At 55.2% G+C, this 19096-nt stretch carries 21 protein-coding genes; 10 read left to right on the forward strand and 11 right to left on the reverse strand.

Annotated elements, in window-relative coordinates; all coding sequences use genetic code 11:
• Positions 1 to 65: 65 nt before the first annotated feature.
• The gene (recA, locus tag J4645_RS10505) at positions 66 to 1127 is read right to left on the reverse strand and encodes a recombinase RecA (protein WP_023214344.1); all 1062 of its coding nucleotides are present in this window, start codon (positions 1125 to 1127) and stop codon (positions 66 to 68) included.
• An 84-nt stretch (positions 1128 to 1211) separates the two neighbouring features.
• Entirely contained in the window at positions 1212 to 1709 is a 498-nt protein-coding gene (pncC, locus tag J4645_RS10510; RefSeq protein WP_000132239.1) for a nicotinamide-nucleotide amidase, read from the reverse strand.
• A gap of 194 nt (positions 1710 to 1903) precedes the next feature.
• Between pncC and J4645_RS22230 the strand changes: the two genes are divergently transcribed.
• Positions 1904 to 2149: a hypothetical protein gene (locus J4645_RS22230; protein ID WP_001519391.1), complete on the forward strand. Its 246-nt coding sequence runs from the start codon at positions 1904 to 1906 to the stop codon at positions 2147 to 2149.
• A gap of 37 nt (positions 2150 to 2186) precedes the next feature.
• Here the strand turns inward: J4645_RS22230 and mltB are convergent, their stop codons facing one another.
• Positions 2187 to 3266 carry a lytic murein transglycosylase B gene (mltB, locus tag J4645_RS10515; RefSeq protein ID WP_000476811.1) on the reverse strand — a complete coding sequence of 360 codons (1080 nt, stop codon included), beginning with the start codon at positions 3264 to 3266 and terminating at the stop codon, positions 2187 to 2189.
• Positions 3267 to 3518: 252 nt separating this feature from the next.
• Here mltB and srlA point away from each other — a divergent pair, with 252 nt between their 5' ends.
• The 7 genes from srlA (at position 3519) to gutQ (ending at position 8580) form a co-directional block, all read left to right on the forward strand.
• Positions 3519 to 4082 (forward strand): PTS glucitol/sorbitol transporter subunit IIC, encoded by a 564-nt coding sequence (gene srlA / locus J4645_RS10520; protein ID WP_000573333.1) that lies wholly within the window; start codon positions 3519 to 3521, stop codon positions 4080 to 4082.
• On the forward strand, positions 4079 to 5050 hold the full coding sequence (locus J4645_RS10525) for a PTS glucitol/sorbitol transporter subunit IIB (protein ID WP_023214345.1): 972 nt from the start codon (positions 4079 to 4081) through the stop codon (positions 5048 to 5050). Before srlA ends, J4645_RS10525 begins: the two co-directional genes overlap by 4 nt.
• A gap of 11 nt (positions 5051 to 5061) precedes the next feature.
• The gene (gene srlB, locus J4645_RS10530) at positions 5062 to 5424 is read left to right on the forward strand and encodes a PTS glucitol/sorbitol transporter subunit IIA (protein WP_000111553.1); all 363 of its coding nucleotides are present in this window, start codon (positions 5062 to 5064) and stop codon (positions 5422 to 5424) included.
• Between the two features lie 11 nt (positions 5425 to 5435).
• A complete protein-coding gene (srlD, locus tag J4645_RS10535) occupies positions 5436 to 6215 on the forward strand; it encodes a sorbitol-6-phosphate dehydrogenase (protein WP_001077372.1) in 780 nt (259 codons plus the stop codon).
• A gap of 76 nt (positions 6216 to 6291) precedes the next feature.
• A complete protein-coding gene (gene gutM, locus J4645_RS10540) occupies positions 6292 to 6651 on the forward strand; it encodes a transcriptional regulator GutM (RefSeq protein ID WP_000255198.1) in 360 nt (119 codons plus the stop codon).
• A gap of 197 nt (positions 6652 to 6848) precedes the next feature.
• Complete coding sequence (gene srlR / locus J4645_RS10545) at positions 6849 to 7622, forward strand: glucitol operon DNA-binding transcriptional repressor SrlR (protein WP_023214346.1); 774 nt, start codon at positions 6849 to 6851, stop codon at positions 7620 to 7622.
• On the forward strand, positions 7615 to 8580 hold the full coding sequence (gutQ, locus tag J4645_RS10550; protein WP_001278206.1) for an arabinose-5-phosphate isomerase GutQ: 966 nt from the start codon (positions 7615 to 7617) through the stop codon (positions 8578 to 8580). Before srlR ends, gutQ begins: the two co-directional genes overlap by 8 nt.
• Here gutQ and norR read toward each other — a convergent pair.
• Complete coding sequence (norR, locus tag J4645_RS10555; protein WP_000010808.1) at positions 8577 to 10097, reverse strand: nitric oxide reductase transcriptional regulator NorR; 1521 nt, start codon at positions 10095 to 10097, stop codon at positions 8577 to 8579. The genes gutQ and norR overlap by 4 nt on opposite strands.
• A 185-nt stretch (positions 10098 to 10282) precedes the next feature.
• On the opposite strand from norR, the gene norV reads away from it, so the two are divergent.
• The gene (norV, locus tag J4645_RS10560; protein ID WP_000026005.1) at positions 10283 to 11722 is read left to right on the forward strand and encodes an anaerobic nitric oxide reductase flavorubredoxin; all 1440 of its coding nucleotides are present in this window, start codon (positions 10283 to 10285) and stop codon (positions 11720 to 11722) included.
• On the forward strand, positions 11719 to 12852 hold the full coding sequence (gene norW / locus J4645_RS10565; protein ID WP_023214348.1) for an NADH:flavorubredoxin reductase NorW: 1134 nt from the start codon (positions 11719 to 11721) through the stop codon (positions 12850 to 12852). The genes norV and norW overlap by 4 nt, the downstream gene beginning before the upstream one ends.
• A gap of 96 nt (positions 12853 to 12948) precedes the next feature.
• On the opposite strand, the gene hypF is transcribed toward norW, so the two are convergent.
• The 7 genes from hypF to hycF form a co-directional block, all read right to left on the reverse strand.
• Positions 12949 to 15189 (reverse strand): carbamoyltransferase HypF, encoded by a 2241-nt coding sequence (gene hypF, locus J4645_RS10570; protein WP_023214349.1) that lies wholly within the window; start codon positions 15187 to 15189, stop codon positions 12949 to 12951.
• A 145-nt stretch (positions 15190 to 15334) separates the two neighbouring features.
• Positions 15335 to 15880, reverse strand: coding sequence for an electron transport protein HydN (gene hydN / locus J4645_RS10575; RefSeq protein WP_001078787.1), 546 nt, complete (start codon positions 15878 to 15880; stop codon positions 15335 to 15337).
• 200 nt (positions 15881 to 16080) lie between these two features.
• Positions 16081 to 16890 carry a hypothetical protein gene (locus tag J4645_RS10580; protein WP_023214350.1) on the reverse strand — a complete coding sequence of 270 codons (810 nt, stop codon included), beginning with the start codon at positions 16888 to 16890 and terminating at the stop codon, positions 16081 to 16083.
• A gap of 26 nt (positions 16891 to 16916) precedes the next feature.
• On the reverse strand, positions 16917 to 17387 hold the full coding sequence (gene hycI, locus J4645_RS10585) for a hydrogenase maturation peptidase HycI (RefSeq protein ID WP_000132981.1): 471 nt from the start codon (positions 17385 to 17387) through the stop codon (positions 16917 to 16919).
• A complete protein-coding gene (locus tag J4645_RS10590; protein ID WP_001660787.1) occupies positions 17380 to 17790 on the reverse strand; it encodes a formate hydrogenlyase maturation HycH family protein in 411 nt (136 codons plus the stop codon). Before J4645_RS10590 ends, hycI begins: the two co-directional genes overlap by 8 nt.
• Positions 17787 to 18554 carry a formate hydrogenlyase subunit HycG gene (gene hycG, locus J4645_RS10595; protein WP_000067419.1) on the reverse strand — a complete coding sequence of 256 codons (768 nt, stop codon included), beginning with the start codon at positions 18552 to 18554 and terminating at the stop codon, positions 17787 to 17789. The genes J4645_RS10590 and hycG overlap by 4 nt, the downstream gene beginning before the upstream one ends.
• A complete protein-coding gene (hycF, locus tag J4645_RS10600; RefSeq protein WP_000493767.1) occupies positions 18554 to 19096 on the reverse strand; it encodes a formate hydrogenlyase subunit HycF in 543 nt (180 codons plus the stop codon). Before hycF ends, hycG begins: the two co-directional genes overlap by 1 nt.

The raw sequence follows: 19096 nt of genomic DNA on the forward strand, positions 1-19096 counted from the left end.
TGATGGTAATTTAACGTTTTGCTGAATGGCGGCTTCGTTTTGTCCGACCCACCATCACCTGATGATTAAAAATCTTCGTTGGTTTCTGCAACGCCTTCGCTATCGTCAACGGCGAAATCGGGCGTGGCATTCTGATTACTCAACAGTAATTCACGAACCCTTTTCTCAATCTCTTTCGCTGTTGCCGGGTTCTCTTTCAGCCAGGCAGTCGCGTTCGCTTTGCCCTGGCCAATCTTCTCGCCGTTGTAGCTGTACCATGCGCCCGCTTTCTCGATCAGCTTCTCTTTCACGCCCAGGTCAACCAGTTCGCCATAGAAGTTGATGCCTTCGCCGTAGAGGATCTGGAACTCGGCCTGCTTAAACGGCGCGGCGATTTTGTTTTTCACCACTTTCACACGTGTTTCGCTACCCACGACATTATCGCCCTCTTTCACCGCGCCAATACGACGGATATCAAGACGAACAGAGGCGTAGAATTTCAGCGCGTTACCGCCGGTGGTGGTTTCCGGGTTACCGAACATCACGCCAATCTTCATACGGATCTGGTTGATGAAAATCAACAGCGTGTTGGACTGTTTCAGGTTCCCCGCCAGCTTACGCATCGCCTGGCTCATCATACGCGCCGCGAGGCCCATGTGAGAGTCGCCAATTTCGCCTTCGATTTCCGCTTTCGGCGTTAGCGCCGCTACGGAGTCGACCACAATGACGTCCACCGCGCCTGAACGCGCCAGCGCGTCACAGATTTCCAGCGCCTGCTCGCCGGTATCCGGCTGAGAGCAGAGCAGGTTATCGATATCGACGCCCAGCTTGCGTGCGTAAACAGGGTCAAGCGCGTGTTCCGCATCGATAAACGCACAGGTTTTACCTTCACGCTGCGCAGCGGCAATCACCTGCAGCGTCAGGGTCGTTTTACCGGAAGATTCCGGCCCGTAAATTTCGACGATACGCCCCATCGGCAGACCGCCCGCACCGAGTGCGATGTCCAGTGAAAGCGAACCGGTGGAGATAGTTTCCACATCCATAGAACGGTCTTCACCCAGACGCATGATGGAGCCTTTACCAAATTGCTTTTCAATTTGGCCCAGTGCTGCCGCCAACGCTTTCTGTTTGTTTTCGTCGATAGCCATTATTACTCCTGTCATGCAACTTGGTATTGAACCGGATAGTGAATTCGTACTGTTGAAGCAATTATACTGTATGCTCATACAGTATCAAGTGTTTTGTAGAAATTGTTGCCACAGGGTTTGTAGCGCGTACGTCGTCGCCTGTCGACGCACCGATTCACGGTCGCCGCTGAAGCATTCCCGACGCGTAATCCCTTCTCCACTGACGCTGGCGAAAGCAAACCACACCGTACCAACCGGCTTTTCTTCACTGCCGCCATCCGGCCCGGCAATTCCGCTAATAGCGACAGCAAAATCGGCGCGAGCGGCCTTCAACGCCCCGATCGCCATTTCGACCACTACGGGTTCGCTGACCGCGCCATGCTGCGCCAGAGTCTCTTCACGCACGCCAATCATCTGCGCTTTGGCTTCATTACTATAGGTGACAAAGCCGCGTTCAAACCAGGCGGAGCTTCCGGCGATGTCGGTAATGGCTTTCGCCAGCCAGCCGCCGGTACAGGACTCTGCTGTCGTTACGGTCGCCCCGCGCGCTTTTAACGCCAGCCCGACCTGCTCGCTAAGCCGCATCAGTTCACTGTCAGTCATCATGACCTCTGTCAGTTAGAAATCTTGCCGCACAAGATAGCACTTTCTCACCAGAGATGGGGACGAGCAGTCGATTTTACGAGTCGGATTCCGAAAAAATGCCAGCAGGTTATTTATGCAGAATGAAAGAGGTAGCACATGACTAAATAGCAGTACCATGTTGCTAAATTTACACGCACGGAGACAAAGCAAGGATGTCACTCAAAAAAACGGAAAGCACACAGCACAAACTGAAACAAACCTGTCAACTACGGCTGTGGTTAATTGTGGGTGGAGTATGTTCATTAGGAATGGGAGTACTGAATATATTGTCGTCAGGCTATTTTGAACCGTATGATGGCGGTCAAATTATCTTAGGCCTGGGATGTCTGGGATATAGTCTGGCACTATCAAAGAAGATATCCCACTTGCAGGCAGAGAATCAGCCCAAAAAGCCATAATAATAGCGGAGGGGGTGCTCCCCTCCCTAAGCGTAAATTAGCGCACCCGCGCCAGCGCTACCGCCTGGCCCAGTTGCCAAACCGCCATCGCATAATGCGTGCTGTGGTTATATCGGGTAATGGTGTAGAAGTTCGGCAGGCCGTACCAGTACTGGTAGCCCGTACCGATATCCAGACGCAGCAGGCTGGCTTCCTGATGATTGCCCAACGATTGCTGCGGCGTTAAGCCTGCGGCGGCAAGCTGAGAGAGGCTATATTTTGTTTTGAAACCATTCGCCAGCCCAGGCGCCTGACCATTCGCCGGCACCGCAACCGTATCGCCTTTCACCCAACCATGCGCCTTGAAGTAGTTCGCCACGCTGCCGATGGCATCAACCGGGTCCCAAAGGTTGATGTGATTGTCGCCATTGAAATCGACCGCATATTCTTTATAGGAAGACGGCATAAACTGGCCGTAGCCCATCGCGCCCGCAAAGGAACCTTTCAGATTGAGCGGATCGTCTTGCTCATCGCGCGCCATGAGCAGGAAGGTTTCCAGCTCGCCGGAGAAATATTCCGCCCGGCGCGGATAGTTAAATGACAGCGTCGCCAGCGCGTCCAGAATCCGCGTTTTCCCCATGATACGTCCCCAGCGGGTTTCCACGCCGATAATCCCCACGATGATTTCCGGCGGTACGCCGTATACCTGCCAGGCGCGGTTCAACGCGTCTTCATACTGATTCCAGAACGCGACGCCGTTTTGCACGTTATCCGGCGTAATAAATTGTTTGCGGTAGCGCAACCAGGCGCCATTTGGTCCGGCGGGCGGCTGAGTGGTCGGCGCTTGTCTGTCCATCAGACGCAGGACGTAATCCAGTCTTTTAGACTGCGAGAGGATCTCCTGCAGTTGCTGACGGTCGAAACCGTGTTTACTGACCATTTTATCAATGAACTGCTGCGCATTAGGGTTGTTGGCGAAGTCGCCGCCCATTTGCATGACGTTATGCTGCGGCTCAAGCAGGAAGCCGCCGGAAGGCGTGCCCGTCGTCGCTTGAGTCTCGGAAGATTTTGGCTTGCTGCTACAGGCAGCAAGCAATACGCAAAGTGGAAGTAACGCTACATAACGACGCTTGAACATGAGACATCCATTAAACAAATTCAGCCAGGAAGAAGTATGGTAAAGCATCCCCCGCCGCACAAGGAAGCGGCACAAGAGAATAAATCACCTTTCTCCTCTTTTCAGTTTGTATCTGCTCCCCCACCCCACAAACTTTCAACTTAAAATATTTTTCTTTTATTTTGAGATCACAATAACACTTTTGAATCTTTCAACATGATTAAAATGAATAGGAAATTAGCAAGAAAACTAAAAACCCTACAGGAGAGAACAATGATCGAAACCATTACACATGGTGCGGAGTGGTTCATCGGGTTATTCCAGAAAGGCGGAGAGGTGTTTACCGGTATGGTGACAGGTATTCTTCCGCTACTGATAAGCCTGCTGGTTATCATGAATGCGCTCATCAATTTTATCGGCCAGCAGCGTATTGAGCGTTTTGCCCAACGTTGCGCCGGAAATCCGCTATCTCGTTACCTGCTTTTACCGTGTATCGGGACATTTGTTTTTTGTAATCCGATGACCCTGAGTCTGGGACGCTTTATGCCGGAGAAGTACAAGCCGAGCTATTACGCGGCGGCCTCCTATAGCTGTCACTCCATGAACGGTCTGTTTCCGCATATCAATCCCGGCGAACTGTTTGTTTATCTGGGTATCGCCAGCGGACTCACCACGTTAGGACTTCCTCTCGGCCCGCTCGCGGTGAGCTATCTGCTGGTAGGTCTGGTGACGAACTTCTTCCGCGGTTGGGTCACCGATCTCACCACCGCTATTTTTGAGAAAAAAATGGGGATTCAACTTGAGCAGAAAGTTCATCTGACAGGAGCGGTATCATGACACGGGTTCGTATTGAGAAAGGCGCCGGCGGCTGGGGCGGCCCGCTTGAACTGGACGTTACGCCAGGCAAAAAGATCGTCTATATCACAGCCGGTACGCGCCCGGCGATCGTCGACAAACTGGCGCAACTAACAGGCTGGCAAGCGGTGGACGGCTTTAAAGAAGGCGAACCACCGGAAGCGGAGATCGGCGCGGCCATTATCGACTGCGGCGGTACGCTGCGCTGCGGTATCTATCCGAAACGCCGGATTCCAACCATTAATATTCACTCGACGGGTAAGTCCGGCCCACTGGCGCAGTATATTGTTGAGGATATTTATGTCTCCGGCGTAAAAGAAGAAAACATTACTCTTGTCGGCGAAACGCCTGCCAGTCCTCAGCCTGCCAAAACGACAATAGGACGTGACTACGACACCAGCAAAAAAATCACCGAGCAGAGCGACGGGCTGCTGGCAAAAGTCGGTATGGGAATGGGCTCCGCCGTGGCGGTACTGTTCCAGTCCGGTCGCGACACCATTGATACGGTCCTGAAAACAATCCTGCCGTTTATGGCGTTCGTTTCGGCGCTGATCGGCATCATTATGGCCTCAGGTCTTGGCGACTGGATCGCCCACGGCCTGGCGCCATTAGCCAGCCATCCACTGGGGCTGGTGACGCTGGCATTGATCTGCTCTTTCCCGCTGCTGTCGCCCTTTCTCGGCCCTGGCGCGGTTATCGCTCAGGTCATTGGCGTCCTGATCGGCGTTCAGATAGGCCTGGGCAATATCCCCCCGCATCTGGCGCTTCCCGCCCTGTTCGCGATTAACGCGCAGGCGGCCTGCGACTTTATCCCGGTCGGCCTGTCACTGGCGGAAGCGAAACAAGACACCGTTCGCGTCGGCGTACCTTCTGTGCTGGTCGGACGCTTCCTGACTGGCGCGCCCACGGTACTTATCGCCTGGTTTGTTTCCGGCTTTATCTATCAATAAGAGGTTCAGACATGAGCGTGATTTATCAAACCACCATCACCCGTATCGGCCAGAGCGCGAAGGAGGCGCTCGGCGAACAGATGCTGATTACGTTTCGGGAAGGCGCGCCGGCGGATATCGAAGAATTTTGCTTCATCCATTGTCATGGCGAACTGACCGGCGCGCTGCAGCCTGGCGCGCGGTGTGAATTGGGCCAACATTGCTATCCGGTCACGGCGGTCGGCAGCGTAGCCGAGCAAAACCTGCGTGAACTGGGGCATATCACTTTGCGCTTCGATGGTCTGCGTGAAGCGGAATTTCCCGGCACCGTACACGTTGCGGGGCCTGTACCGGACGATATCGCGCCGGGCTGTATTTTGACGTTTGTCGCTTAAGGAGAAAAAACATGAATCAAGTTGCCGTTGTCATTGGCGGAGGCCAGACCCTGGGGGCATTCCTTTGCCGTGGGCTTGCAGAAGAAGGATACCGCGTGGCGGTCGTTGATATTCAAAGCGATAAAGCCGCGAATGTCGCCCAGGAAATTAACGCCGATTTTGGCGAAGGTATGGCGTACGGTTTTGGCGCTGACGCTACCAGCGAGCAGAGCGTGCTGGCGCTGTCCCGCGGCGTAGACGAGATTTTCGGGCGCGTCGATCTGCTGGTTTACAGCGCGGGTATCGCCAAAGCGGCGTTTATCAGCGATTTCCAGCTGGGCGATTTTGACCGCTCGCTACAGGTGAATCTGGTGGGCTATTTCCTCTGCGCCCGGGAGTTTTCCCGCCTGATGATCCGCGACGGCATTCAGGGGCGCATTATTCAGATTAACTCTAAATCCGGCAAAGTGGGCAGTAAACACAACTCCGGCTACAGCGCGGCGAAATTCGGCGGCGTGGGGTTAACCCAGTCTCTGGCGCTGGATCTGGCGGAATACGGCATTACCGTACACTCGTTGATGCTCGGCAACCTGTTGAAATCGCCGATGTTCCAGTCACTGCTGCCGCAATACGCCACTAAACTGGGCATTAAGCCCGACGAGGTGGAGCAGTATTACATTGATAAGGTACCGCTCAAACGCGGGTGTGATTATCAGGATGTGCTGAACATGCTGCTATTTTATGCCAGCCCGAAAGCGTCTTATTGCACCGGGCAGTCGATCAACGTAACCGGCGGTCAAGTGATGTTCTGACCGTGAATTGCCGGATGGCGCCGTAGGCCGGATAAGACGGTTACGCCGCCATCAGGCAAAACAACAGGAGCACATTATGGTTTCCACTCTGATTACCGTCGCCGTTATCGCCTGGTGTGCGCAACTGGCGCTGGGCGGCTGGCAGATTTCCCGCTTTAATCGGGCTTTCGATAAACTTAGCCAACAGGGACGGGTCGGCGTCGGACGCTCCGGCGGGCGTTTTAAGCCCCGGGTGGTGGTTGCCGTGGCGCTGGACGAACAGCAGCGGGTGACGGACACTTTATTGATGAAAGGCCTTACGGTATTCGCCAGACCGGTTAAAATTGCCGCAATGCAAGGAAAACATTTGCATGAATTACAGCCTGATGTGATCTTTCCCCATGATTCGCTCGCGCAGAATGCACTATCATTGGCGCTTAAACTGAAACATGGGTAATTTCGTTGTGAATGCGTATAGCTTGCGAAATTATCATTTTGCAACCAATACCCTAAATAATTCGAGTTGCAGGAAGGCGGCGACGCAGTGAATCCCAGGAGCGTACATCAGTACGTGACCGGGGTGAGCGAGGAAAGCCAACGCACATGCAGCGTGAAGTATGACGGGTAAATACATAAGTCAGGGTAATCACGCCTATGAAACCTCGTCAGCGTCAGGCCGCGATTCTGGAGCACCTGCAAAAACAGGGAAAATGCTCGGTTGAAGAACTGGCCCAGTACTTTGACACGACAGGCACCACTATCCGTAAAGATCTGGTCATTCTGGAAAATGCCGGAACCGTCATCCGCACCTATGGCGGCGTGGTGTTGAATAAAGAAGAGTCCGATCCGCCTATTGATCACAAAACGCTTATCAACACCCACAAAAAAGCGATGATAGCCGCAGCCGCTGTGAAATATATCCATGATGGCGATTCCATTATTCTGGACGCCGGAAGTACCGTGTTACAGATGGTGCCGTTGCTTTCGCGTTTTAGCAACATCACGGTGATGACCAACAGCCTCCATATTGTTAACGCGCTATCGGAACTGGACAACGAACAAACTATCCTGATGCCCGGCGGCACCTTCCGTAAAAAATCGGCGTCGTTTCACGGTCAACTGGCGGAAAACGCCTTTGAGCAATTCAGCTTTGATAAACTTTTCATGGGAACTGACGGTATTGACCTGAACGTCGGTGTGACCACGTTCAATGAGGTTTACACCGTCAGTAACGCAATGTGCAATGCAGCACGCGAGGTGATTCTGATGGCGGACTCCTCAAAATTTGGTCGTAAAAGCCCCAATGTGGTGTGCAGTCTGGAAACCGTCGACAAACTGATCACGGACGCGGGGATCGATCCGGCATTTCGTCAGGCGCTGGAAGCAAAAGGGATTGAAGTAATCATAACCGGAGAAAGCAATGAGTGATGCACTACTAAACGCGGGCCGTCAGACCTTAATGCTGGAGCTACAAGAAGCCAGCCGTCTGCCGGAGCGTCTGGGCGATGATTTTGTCCGCGCCGCCAATATCATTATTCACTGTGAAGGCAAAGTGATCGTTTCCGGTATTGGTAAATCAGGTCATATTGGTAAAAAAATCGCCGCGACGCTTGCCAGTACCGGTACTCCCGCTTTTTTTGTTCATCCGGCGGAAGCACTGCATGGCGATCTGGGGATGATTGAAAGCCGCGACGTGATGTTATTTATCTCCTATTCCGGCGGCGCAAAAGAACTCGACCTCATCATCCCGCGTCTGGAAGATAAATCCGTCGCGCTGCTGGCGATGACCGGTAAACCTCACTCTCCGCTGGGGCGAGCGGCAAAAGCCGTTCTGGATATTTCCGTCGAGCGTGAAGCCTGCCCGATGCATCTGGCGCCGACATCCAGTACCGTCAATACGCTGATGATGGGCGATGCGCTGGCGATGGCGGTCATGCAGGCGCGCGGTTTTAACGAAGAAGATTTCGCCCGTTCGCATCCGGCTGGCGCACTGGGCGCGCGTTTGCTCAATAATGTGCATCACCTGATGCGCCAGGGCGATGCAATACCGCAGGTGATGCTCGCCACCAGCGTAATGGATGCCATGCTGGAACTTAGCCGTACCGGACTGGGGCTGGTGGCGGTTTGCGATGAGCAACATGTTGTGAAAGGCGTCTTTACCGACGGCGACCTGCGTCGCTGGCTGGTGGGCGGCGGCGCGCTCACCACGCCGGTAAGCGAAGCCATGACGCCCAACGGTATTACGCTCCAGGCGCAAAGCCGCGCCATTGACGCCAAAGAGCTCCTGATGAAGCGCAAAATTACCGCCGCGCCAGTGGTCGATGAAAACGGCAAACTCACCGGCGCCATTAACCTACAGGATTTCTACCAGGCGGGGATTATCTAATCCTTCAGTCCCAGACGCTTCGCCAGCCGATGCAGGTTGGCGACGTCGGTTTCCAGCGCCCGCGCGCTGGCCGCCCAGTTATGATTATTTTGCGCCAGCGCCTGGCGAATCATCTCTCGCTGGAAGTTCTCCGTCGATTCGCGCAAATTGCGGCAGGTCGGCAGCGCCAGAAAGCTTTCCGCAGGCGGCGCGGGTAAAACGTCCTCTGACAAGGCAAAATGCTGCGCCTCCAGTATCACCTCATCCCCTGCCCGGGTCGCTCTCGCCAGTACAACCGCACGGTGAATGGCATGTTCCAGTTCCCGGACGTTGCCCGGCCAGCCATAGTTGAGCAAATGGCGGCGCGCGTCGGGACTCAGCACCACGCGGGACAGCCCCAGCCGCAGTCGGCACTGCTCGCAAAAATAGCCCGCCAGCAGCACCACATCATCGCCACGCTCGCGCAGCGGCGGCACAAAGAGCGGAAAAACGCTCAGGCGATGGAACAGATCGGCGCGAAAACGCCCCGCCAGCACCTCTTCACGCAGGTCACGGTTGGTCGCCGCCAACACCCGCACATCCACGCGCAGGCTACGATCGTCGCCGACGCGCTGAATATCGCCATACTGCAACACGCGAAGTAGCTTGGCCTGTAGCGCCAGCGACAGTTCGCCAATCTCATCCAGAAACAGCGTACCGTTATCTGCCATTTCGAACTTACCGCTACGATTACTGATAGCCCCGGTAAAAGCCCCTTTTACATGACCAAACAACTCGCTCTCCGCCACGCTTTCCGGCAGCGCGGCGCAGTTGAGATAGACCAGCGGATTGACCGCTCTGGGGGAGCCCTGGTGAATAGCTTTCGCCACCAGCTCTTTACCGGTCCCCGTTTCACCGCCGATCAGCACGTTAAGATCGGAGCCCGCCACAATCTCGATCTCTTTTTTCAACTGCGTCATCGCAGGCGACAGGCCGATCATGTGCGTCTCTTTTATCGGTTCAAACACGCCTGACGACCCCGGCAGCATGTTCTGGCTTTCCAGTTGTTCAATTAACAGCGCATTACTCAATGCCCCGGCGGCCAGCGCGGCGACAAGCCGTAGCTCTTCATCGCTAAATACCTCGAACTGCTCCGGCGTCATAGCATCAAGGGTCAGCGCACCGATGAGGTTCTGTCCGGCAAACAGCGGCAGACCAACACAGGCGTGGACTTTCAGGCTTTCCTGTCCGGGAATTAACCCGTCATACGGATCGGGTAAATCGCTATCAGCCGGAAAACGCACCACGTCCCCCGCGCGGGCGATGGCTTCCAGGCGCGGATGCCCTTCCAGGGTAAAACGTCTGCCGAGAACGTCCTGCGCCAGGCCATCAATCGCCAGTGGAATAAATTGTCGTGATTCATAGCGCAGCAGCGCCGAGGCGTCGCACGCCAGCACCTGACGCAGCGTAGTAATCAGCCGCTGAAAACGATCCTGATGCCCAATGCCGCGTTGTAACTCAATGGCGATGCCCGCCAATACCTCCACAGAAAAACTCATGGTTACCTCATTGTCATTTTGACAATCTATAGTGTCATATTGACAGCATCATTTATAGTCTTTTTGACTATATCAAAAATACAAACTTATTATAAATTCATATAAATCAATAATATGTAAAGTTGGCACACTACCTGCAATAAGCAAAACAACTTTTTGCAAACGTTGAATGAATTGAGGTGGTTATGTCTATCCTGGTTAAAAATAATATTCATTGGGTTGGCCAGCGCGACTGGGAAGTTCGTGATTTTCACGGCACTGAATACAAAACGCTGCGAGGCAGCAGCTATAACAGCTATCTCATTCGTGAAGAAAAGAATGTGCTGATCGATACCGTCGATCATAAGTTTAGCCGTGAGTTTGTGCAAAACCTGCGCAGTGAAATCGACCTCGCGGATATCGACTACATCATCATTAACCATGCCGAAGAAGACCATGCAGGCGCGCTGACCGAACTGATGGCGCAGATCCCGGACACGCCTATCTACTGTACCGCCAACGCCATTGATTCTATCAACGGCCATCACCATCACCCGGAATGGAATTTTAAGGTGGTGAAAACCGGCGATACGCTGGATATCGGCAACGGCAAGCAGTTGATCTTCGTGGAAACGCCGATGCTGCACTGGCCGGACAGCATGATGACCTATATGACCGGCGACGCGGTGTTATTCAGCAACGACGCCTTTGGTCAGCACTACTGCGACGAGCGTCTGTTCAATGATGAAGTGGACCAAACCGAACTGTTTGAACAATGCCAGCGCTACTACGCCAATATCCTGACGCCGTTCAGCCGTCTGGTAACGCCAAAAATTACCGAAATCCTCGGCTTCAACCTGCCGGTGGATATGATTGCCACATCACACGGCGTGGTATGGCGCGACAACCCAACGCAAATCGTGGAACTGTATCTGAAATGGGCGGCAGATTATCAGGAAGATCGTATCACTATTTTCTACGATACCATGTCGAACAATACTCGCATGATGGCGGATGCCATCGCACAGGGTATCAATGAAGTGGACCCGAACGTGGCGGTCAAAATCTTTAACGTCGCCCGCAGCGATAAAAATGAAATACTGACCAATGTCTTCCGTTCGAAAGGCGTGCTGGTCGGCACTTCTACCATGAACAACGTGATGATGCCGAAAATCGCTGGTCTGGTGGAAGAGATGACCGGCCTGCGCTTTCGCAACAAACGCGCCAGCGCCTTCGGTTCTCATGGCTGGAGCGGCGGCGCGGTGGATCGACTGTCCACGCGCTTACAGGATGCCGGTTTTGAAATGTCCCTGAGCCTGAAAGCGAAATGGCGTCCGGATCTGGATGCGCTGGAGCTGTGCCGTCAGCACGGTCGCGACATCGCGCGTCAGTGGGCGCTTGCTCCGCTGCCGGAAACCACACAGAAAACCGCGCTAGCCGAAGAAACCACAACCTGCGCCGCCGCAGACCTCGGCCCTAAAATGCAATGCAGCGTATGCCAGTGGATTTACGACCCTGCGCTGGGCGAGCCGTTGCAGGATGTCGCGCCGGGTACGCCGTGGAGCGACGTGCCGGATAACTTCCTGTGCCCGGAATGTTCATTAGGTAAAGACGTGTTCGACGTACTGGCGACGGAGGCAAAATGAGTCGGGGAATCATCATTATTGGGTCGGGCTTCGCCGCCCGCCAGCTCGTCAAAAATATCCGTAAACAAGATGCGCATGTGCCGTTAACCCTGATTGCGGCGGACAGTATGGATGAGTATAACAAGCCCGATCTCAGCCACGTTATCAGCCAGTCGCAGCGCGCCGATGATCTCACCCGCCAGTTAGCGGGGGAATTTGCTGAACAGTTTAATCTGCGACTGTTCCCGCATACCTGGGTTGCTGACATTGATGCCGATGCCCATGTGGTGAAAAGTCAGGATAAGCAGTGGCAGTACGACAAGCTGGTACTGGCGACCGGGGCGACAGCCTTTGTACCGCCGATTGCAGGACGTGAGTTAATGCTTACTTTGAATAGCCAGCAGGAGTACCGCGCCTGTGAGACACAACTGCGCGACGCGCAGCGAGTGCTGATTGTCGGCGGCGGTCTCATTGGTAGTGAATTAGCAATGGATTTCTGCCGCGCCGGGAAAACGGTAACGCTGATGGATAACGCCGCCAGCCTTCTCGCCTCACTGATGCCACCGGAAGTGAGCAGTCGCTTACAGCATCACCTGACCGATATGGGGGTACATCTGCTGCTGAAATCGCAGTTGCAAAAACTGGAGAAAACCGAAGCCGGTATCCGCGCTACGCTGGTAAGCCAGCATAGTATTGAGGTCGATACGGTGATTGCCGCCACCGGCTTACGCCCGGAAACCGCCCTGGCGCGCCGCGCCGGGGTAGCCGTCAACCGCGGCGTCTGCGTGGATAGCTATCTACAGACCAGTCACCCGGATATTTATGCGATCGGCGATTGCGCGGAAATCAATGGTCAGGTGCTGCCCTTCCTGCAACCGATCCAGTTAAGCACGATGTACCTGGCGAAAAATCTGTTTGGCGGCAACGCGCCGCTGAAGCTACCGGCGATGCTGGTCAAAGTCAAAACGCCGGAACTGCCGCTGCATCTGGCGGGAGAAACTCAGCGCCGCGATTTAAGCTGGCAGATTACCGCAGAATCTGACGGTATGATTGCCAAAGGCATGAGTGGAGAAGGCCAACTACGCGCCTTTGTGGTGAGTGAAGACCGCATGAAAGAGGCCTTTGCACTACTGAAAACGTTGTCCGTATAAGCCTGTGATGCCGGATGGCGCCGCTTCGCGTCTTATCCGGCCTACGAGTGAGCATCTGTTTACAGGCCAGATAAGGCGCAGCCGCCATCCGGTGCCCTACACTTCCCTTAATGCTCGCGCTGCGGCAATCACGCCCTGTCCAAACGACAGTCCGCCGTCGCCCGCCGGTAACCGCTGCGGAAATAACAATTTAAAATCAGAAAGATAAAAGGCAAGACGCGCGCGAAGTAAGCGGTTGTGTATCACCCCGCCGCTGAAGACCAGAGTGGTTATCCCCCGCGCCGTAGCCTGCTGGCGCATTAGCGTGGCAAACCCGCACGCCAGCGCATCATGAAAAGCCCAGGCGCGTTGCGCGGGCGTGGCCTGCCAGTTCAACCATTGCCGCCAGAAAACAGCGACGTCCAGTTGAGCGCCGTTAAGCGGCATCGTTACCGGATGCTCAACGTTAGCGCATTGAGAGGCCAGCGCCTCCAGCGCGCAGGCGGCCTCGCCCTCATAGCTAAGCGATGCTGGCGCGCAGCGAAGCGCGGCAGCCACCGCGTCGAACAACCTCCCGCAGGAAGAGGCCAACGGGGAATTGACGCCGCGCTCAATGGCGCGCGCCAGGACACTCCAGTTTTGCTGTTGCAGCCCCGCTGTCTCCGGGTAATCCTGCCAGTCCGGCACAAAGCGCAGGCACTGCGCTAACAGATTACGCCACGGCTGTTTGGCAGCCAGATCGCCTCCCGGCAGCGCCACGGCGGGTAAACCACCTAAATGTTCGCATTCGCGATAATTGACCCGCAAACATTCTCCGCCCCATAGCGCGCCATTCTCACCCATGCCGATACCGTCTACCGTCAGGGCAATCACCTCTCCGCCGTCCAGCGGCCAACCATGCTCGGCCAGGCAAGCCGCCGCATGGGCATGATGGTGTAACACCGTCTCTGTCGGCAGACGCATCTCACTGGCCCACTGACTGGAAACATAGCCCGGATGCGCATCACAGACGATACGCTCTGGGGTAAAATCGTAGATTGACTGGATCAAACGCAATGCCTCGCGCCACTGCGCCTGGATACCGTCATCGCTGAGATCGCCCAAATGTTGGCTGACAACCGCCTGTTCGCCGCGTACCAGACAGAACGTGTTTTTCAGATCCGCGCCCAGACAAAGTATCGGCGGCACATCGCGAAATCCGGGCGGCAACGCAATCGCGTCCGGCACGTATCCCCGCGAACGACGCAGCATTTCGCCGCTGTCGCGCACGACAGAGTCGTCCATGCGCTGAACAATGTCGCGATTGTGCAACAAAAAACCATCGGCAATATCGTGTAAATCGTCCAGCGCCTGTTCGTTGGTGATGGCGGGCGGTCTGCCGCTCAGGTTGCCGGATGTCATCACCAGCGGGTAATTGAGCGCCTGCAACAAGAGGTGTTGCAATGGGTTGGCTGGCAGCATCACACCCACCTCCGTAAGCCCTGGCGCGATGCCCTCACTCAGCGAAGGTACATACTGCTTATCCACCAGTACAATCGGGGCCGCTGGCGTGGTCAGCAGCGAACGCGCCGCGCTCGGCAGCGTTTGCGCCGTGGGCAACATCACCGCCAATGGTTTCGCCGGGCGATGTTTACGCGCCCGCAGCATCGCCACTGCGTTATCGTTGCGCGCATCGCAGGCCAGATGAAAACCACCCAGCCCTTTAACGGCAATAATGCCTCCAGCGTTCAGTTGGGCGACCGCCGCCTGCAAAGCCGCCTCTTTTTCCGCTCGTTCATGTTGGCTCCGCCACTCAAGATGCGGCCCGCATGACGGACAGGCAACGGGCTGGGCATGAAAACGGCGATCGTACGGATCGCGGTATTCGCTGTCGCATTCCGGACACAAGGGAAACGCCGCCATCACCGTAAATGGTCGGTCATAGGGCATAGCACGAATAATGGTGAAGCGTGGTCCGCAGTGGGTGCAATTGATGAAAGGATAACGGTAGCGCCGCTCGCCTGGGGTATTCATCTCGGCAAGACATGCCGGGCAGGTCGCCGCATCCGGCACGATTTGCGTGTTCATCGAACCGCCTGCGCTCTGACGAATGGTAAAATCCGTCGGTGCGCGCTCCCATATCAACGACGCGTGTTCAACGCTGTCAATCCGCGCCAGCGGCGGGCAATCCTGATAAAGCGCGGCAATAAATTGCGACGGCTCTTCCAGCAGCCGAACGACGACGCCGTCGCCGTCATTACACACGTCGCCGTGTAATCGCAACTGCTGCGCCAGCTGCCAGACAAAAGGACGAAAACCGACGCCCTGTACTTTGCCCCGAATGCGTAGCTGTACGCCGGAAGGTGTGTCTATCGCCATCTTATTTTCCCGCCATCATCGAACCCGGATGCCTGATGGCGCGACGCTTATCAGGCCTACAACCGCACGGACCGTAGACCGGATAAGGCATTGATGCCGCCATCCGGCAATGCTTTGTGGCGTATTCTACGCGCAATCGCAGAAATCAGAAAAGCAACGATGCCGTTGAATCCAGCGCCGCACGACGGCGTTTTTCCGCGCTCAGCTGTTCAAGCTTATTGCGGTCAACGCAGATTAGGGCGTGCGTTGGGCAAGCGGCCATACAGGCTGGACCAGCTTCACGGTGGTGACACAGATCGCACTTGTTGGCTTCGGCTTTTTCGGCACGCACGTTCAGCCCCGCGCCGCTATTGCGAACCACCGGACGTACCACCACGTCCATGGCGCCGTAAGGACATGCCACTACGCAAGTTTTACAGCCAATGCAGCGTTCCTGCATCACATGAACAAAGCCTTTGTCACGGCTGATGGCGCCATTCGGGCAAACGTTGGCGCACGGCGCGTCTTCACACTGGCGACACAGCGTTGCCGTGGAAACGTTCACGCCTTTGATGACATGGATACGAGGTAAAAAGGTTTCAGGGGTCAGCGATGCGCAATCCTGATTTTCCTGATGGGATACGACGCAAGCCACTTCACAGGTACGGCAACCAATGCACTTACTCGCGTCTGCAATGATGAAACGGTTCATCAAATTCTCCAGCAATAACAGATGATGTGCCGATATATACACGAATCGTGCCAATTTTTATTTCATTGTTATTTAAGAATATTATTTCTATTTTCGTGAGCATTTACGTGTCATCGTCACAAGTGTCGATGACACGTAATGTCGCCAGTGGTGGTCAAGATTTGCAGTGATAGCCAGCCAACTCTGCACCGAAACTGGCATCAATCCTGATTAACACCTGGCAATACGTTACCGCGTATTAAACAGCGCTGCGTAAGGGAAAGATCGTCCGTTTGTGGATTCCTTCCGGCAATAGGTTTGATAATTAATTTACGGCCAGGATAGTGATTAAAACGGGTCAGCGCCGGATAACTCAACCGGCCAAACCAGCCGTGTACGCGCTGCCAGCGGGCGTCCTTCACCTGATATAAATTGGTTATCCAGTAGCCTGAGTCAAACTGCATATCCAACAGTTGCGTGCGCCCATTGCCCTGTAAATCAAGCAAATCATCGACGCCATTATCGCTGGCGGTATAAAACCCCCACGGTTCAAAGACGCAGGGGCGGCCATTATTGAGAAAGGTGAAAATGATGTATTGCGCGCTCGGCGCCAGGCCCAACCCAGGATTGCCCAACCAGATAACCAGATCCTGAATGCCGTTACGATCGAGGTCAGCGCGATAAAATTGCGCATTACCCGCCAAATTAATCAGCATTCCCACCGGGACAACCCACGAATTACCGGCGCTGTCTTTTCCGCTAATCCGCCATTCGTTATCTTTTTTCGGCTCCGGCAGTAGCGTCACGCCACTGACTCCAACCTGGCGAAAATGCCATGTCTGGTCGGGCGATACAGAATAAGGCAGGGTCAACAGCGGCTTCAGCGCACGCTTTTGCGCATATTCACCGTCGCTCATCGGCAGGTAACCGACAAAATCGGTGGCCAGCGCGCGCACGGCGATGCAGAAAAATAACAGTCCGCTCCATACGATAATCTTCACGTCCTTCTTACAACCTTTGCCGGGTAACATAAATTATCCCTAAATATGTGCGCATTTTACGCCTCCGGCGCTTCCAGCGCGGCAAATCCGCCGTTTCCCTGCCACCCTTCCAGGCGCTGATAGACGATGTTTACCGCGTCCTTAATCGGTTGAGTCATCGGATAATAAAACCCGACGATATCCGGCTGGATACCAAGAAAAATCACCTCGCCGACATCCTCTTTGAGCTGATCGATAAGGTAGTTGAGCGGCATATTGTGGGTGGTCATCATAAACATTTCGGCGATATCATCCGGATCGATAATGCGGATCTCGCCCGGATTAAGCCCCATGTCGGTGGCGTCGACAATCAACAGACGCTGCGGGCGCAGTTCGCGAATCGCCACAATGTCGTTTTCCGGCGCGCTGCCGCCGTCGATGACAACCCAGTTGCCCTTCGGCTGCGCTGCGCACATTTCCGCCAGTAACGGGCCTGCGCCGTCGTCGCCCATCATGCTGTTGCCGACACAGAGTAAAACGTCAGTCACGAAGCCTCCTCACCATCAGGTAGATGGCGCTTTCCTGATGAATGTCATGCAGCATACTGAGCATCAGTTTGCTCCATTCTTGCTGCTGCGGGGTCTGCGCGGCGCGTGCATCATCAAACGCGCGCGCCAGCATTTGCACATGGTTGAAATCGATAACGATCTCGCCATACTTCGGCACGCCTTCCATTTTACGCCGGGCATCGCTACCGGCTTCCAGGGTGGCGATCCACGCCAGATACTCATCCCATGGGCAGGTGAGCGCGGCCTCCAGACAATCGATAACCCCCAGGTGGTGACCAATCGCCAGGCTGTAATAGACAACCTGCTGCGCCTCGGCAGGCGTCGCATCGTTCTCATCAATAAACTTACGGCTCAGTTGACTGAACACCACCTGTTCGCTCATCGGATACGCGCCTCTTCAACAACATGATTGAGATGGGTGACAATTTCGGTTAAACGCGGATCGTTTTCCGCTTCCAGCCAGCGCGCCACTTGCTGCTCGCCCTGCCCCAACTGTGTCAGGTAATCATCAGCGATCTGACGACCATAGCGATAACCCGCCAGCCGGCGCGCCGCGCGATCCACCTTCACGCGCAGCGGCTGCACCATATCCGGATGCAGGATCTCTGCGGGCTGATCGTCCAGCTCACCCGGCGCGCGGGCGTGGATTTTCTGCTCCAGCAGGCCAAGCGCCATCGCAAAGCCATACAGCGTCGCCGCAGGCGTTGGCGGGCAGCCTGGAATGTACACATCCACCGGGACGATTTTGTCGGTACCGCCCCATACGCAGTACAGATCATGGAAGATGCCGCCGCTGTTGCCGCAGGCGCCGTAAGAGATACAAATTTTCGGGTCCGGCGCCGACTGCCAGGCGCGCAGCGCCGGAGAGCGCATGGCGCGGGTCACCGCGCCGGTAAACAGCAGAATATCGGCATGACGCGGCGACGGTACCACTTTGATGCCGAAACGCTCGGCATCAAACAGCGGCGACAGCGTCGCAAAGATTTCGATTTCACAGCCGTTACAGCCGCCGCAGTCCACGCGGTAAACGTATGCCGAACGCTTAATATTTTTCAGTAGAGACGCCTTCATGCTGGCGATGGATTCATCCACCGTCATCGGTACCGGAATGCCGTTGGCGTCACGCGGGCCTAATAAATTGCTCATTAGCTGACCTCTTTCATATGGCGAGTCAGTTCAATACGGTCGGACGGCACCAGGCATTTCTGACGCTTACAGTCCGGGCAGGTCTCAAAGCTTTCGCGGTGGTTTTCCGCGCGGCTGTCGCCGTTGTGCGCAAGCAGCGCAATGGCGTAGTCAATCTCTTTCTGTACCGCGAAAGGACGATTGCACACGCGGCAGTTGCACAGCGCAAAGCGGGACTGTTGCAGGAAATCTTCTTTCTTCCACACCGCCAGTTCGTACTCTTGCGACAGTTTAATCGCCGCCGTCGGGCACACCTCTTCGCAGCGACCGCAGAAGATACAACGGCCAAGATTGAACTGCCACGCCAGCTCATTGGTTGCAAGATCGGTTTCCACCGTCAGCGCGTTCGACGGGCAGGCATTAACGCAGGCGGCGCAGCCGATGCACTGCTGCGGATTATGTTCCGGCTTGCCGCGGAAGTTTTTATCAACCGCAATCGGCTCCAGCGGATAAGACGAGGTCGCCGTGCCGGTTTTGATAACTTTTTTGATAAAGGTAAACAT

It is taken from the genome of Salmonella sp. 32082101201600294FB01SM01 (assembly GCF_017572865.1).
Lineage (GTDB): Bacteria > Pseudomonadota > Gammaproteobacteria > Enterobacterales > Enterobacteriaceae > Salmonella > Salmonella enterica.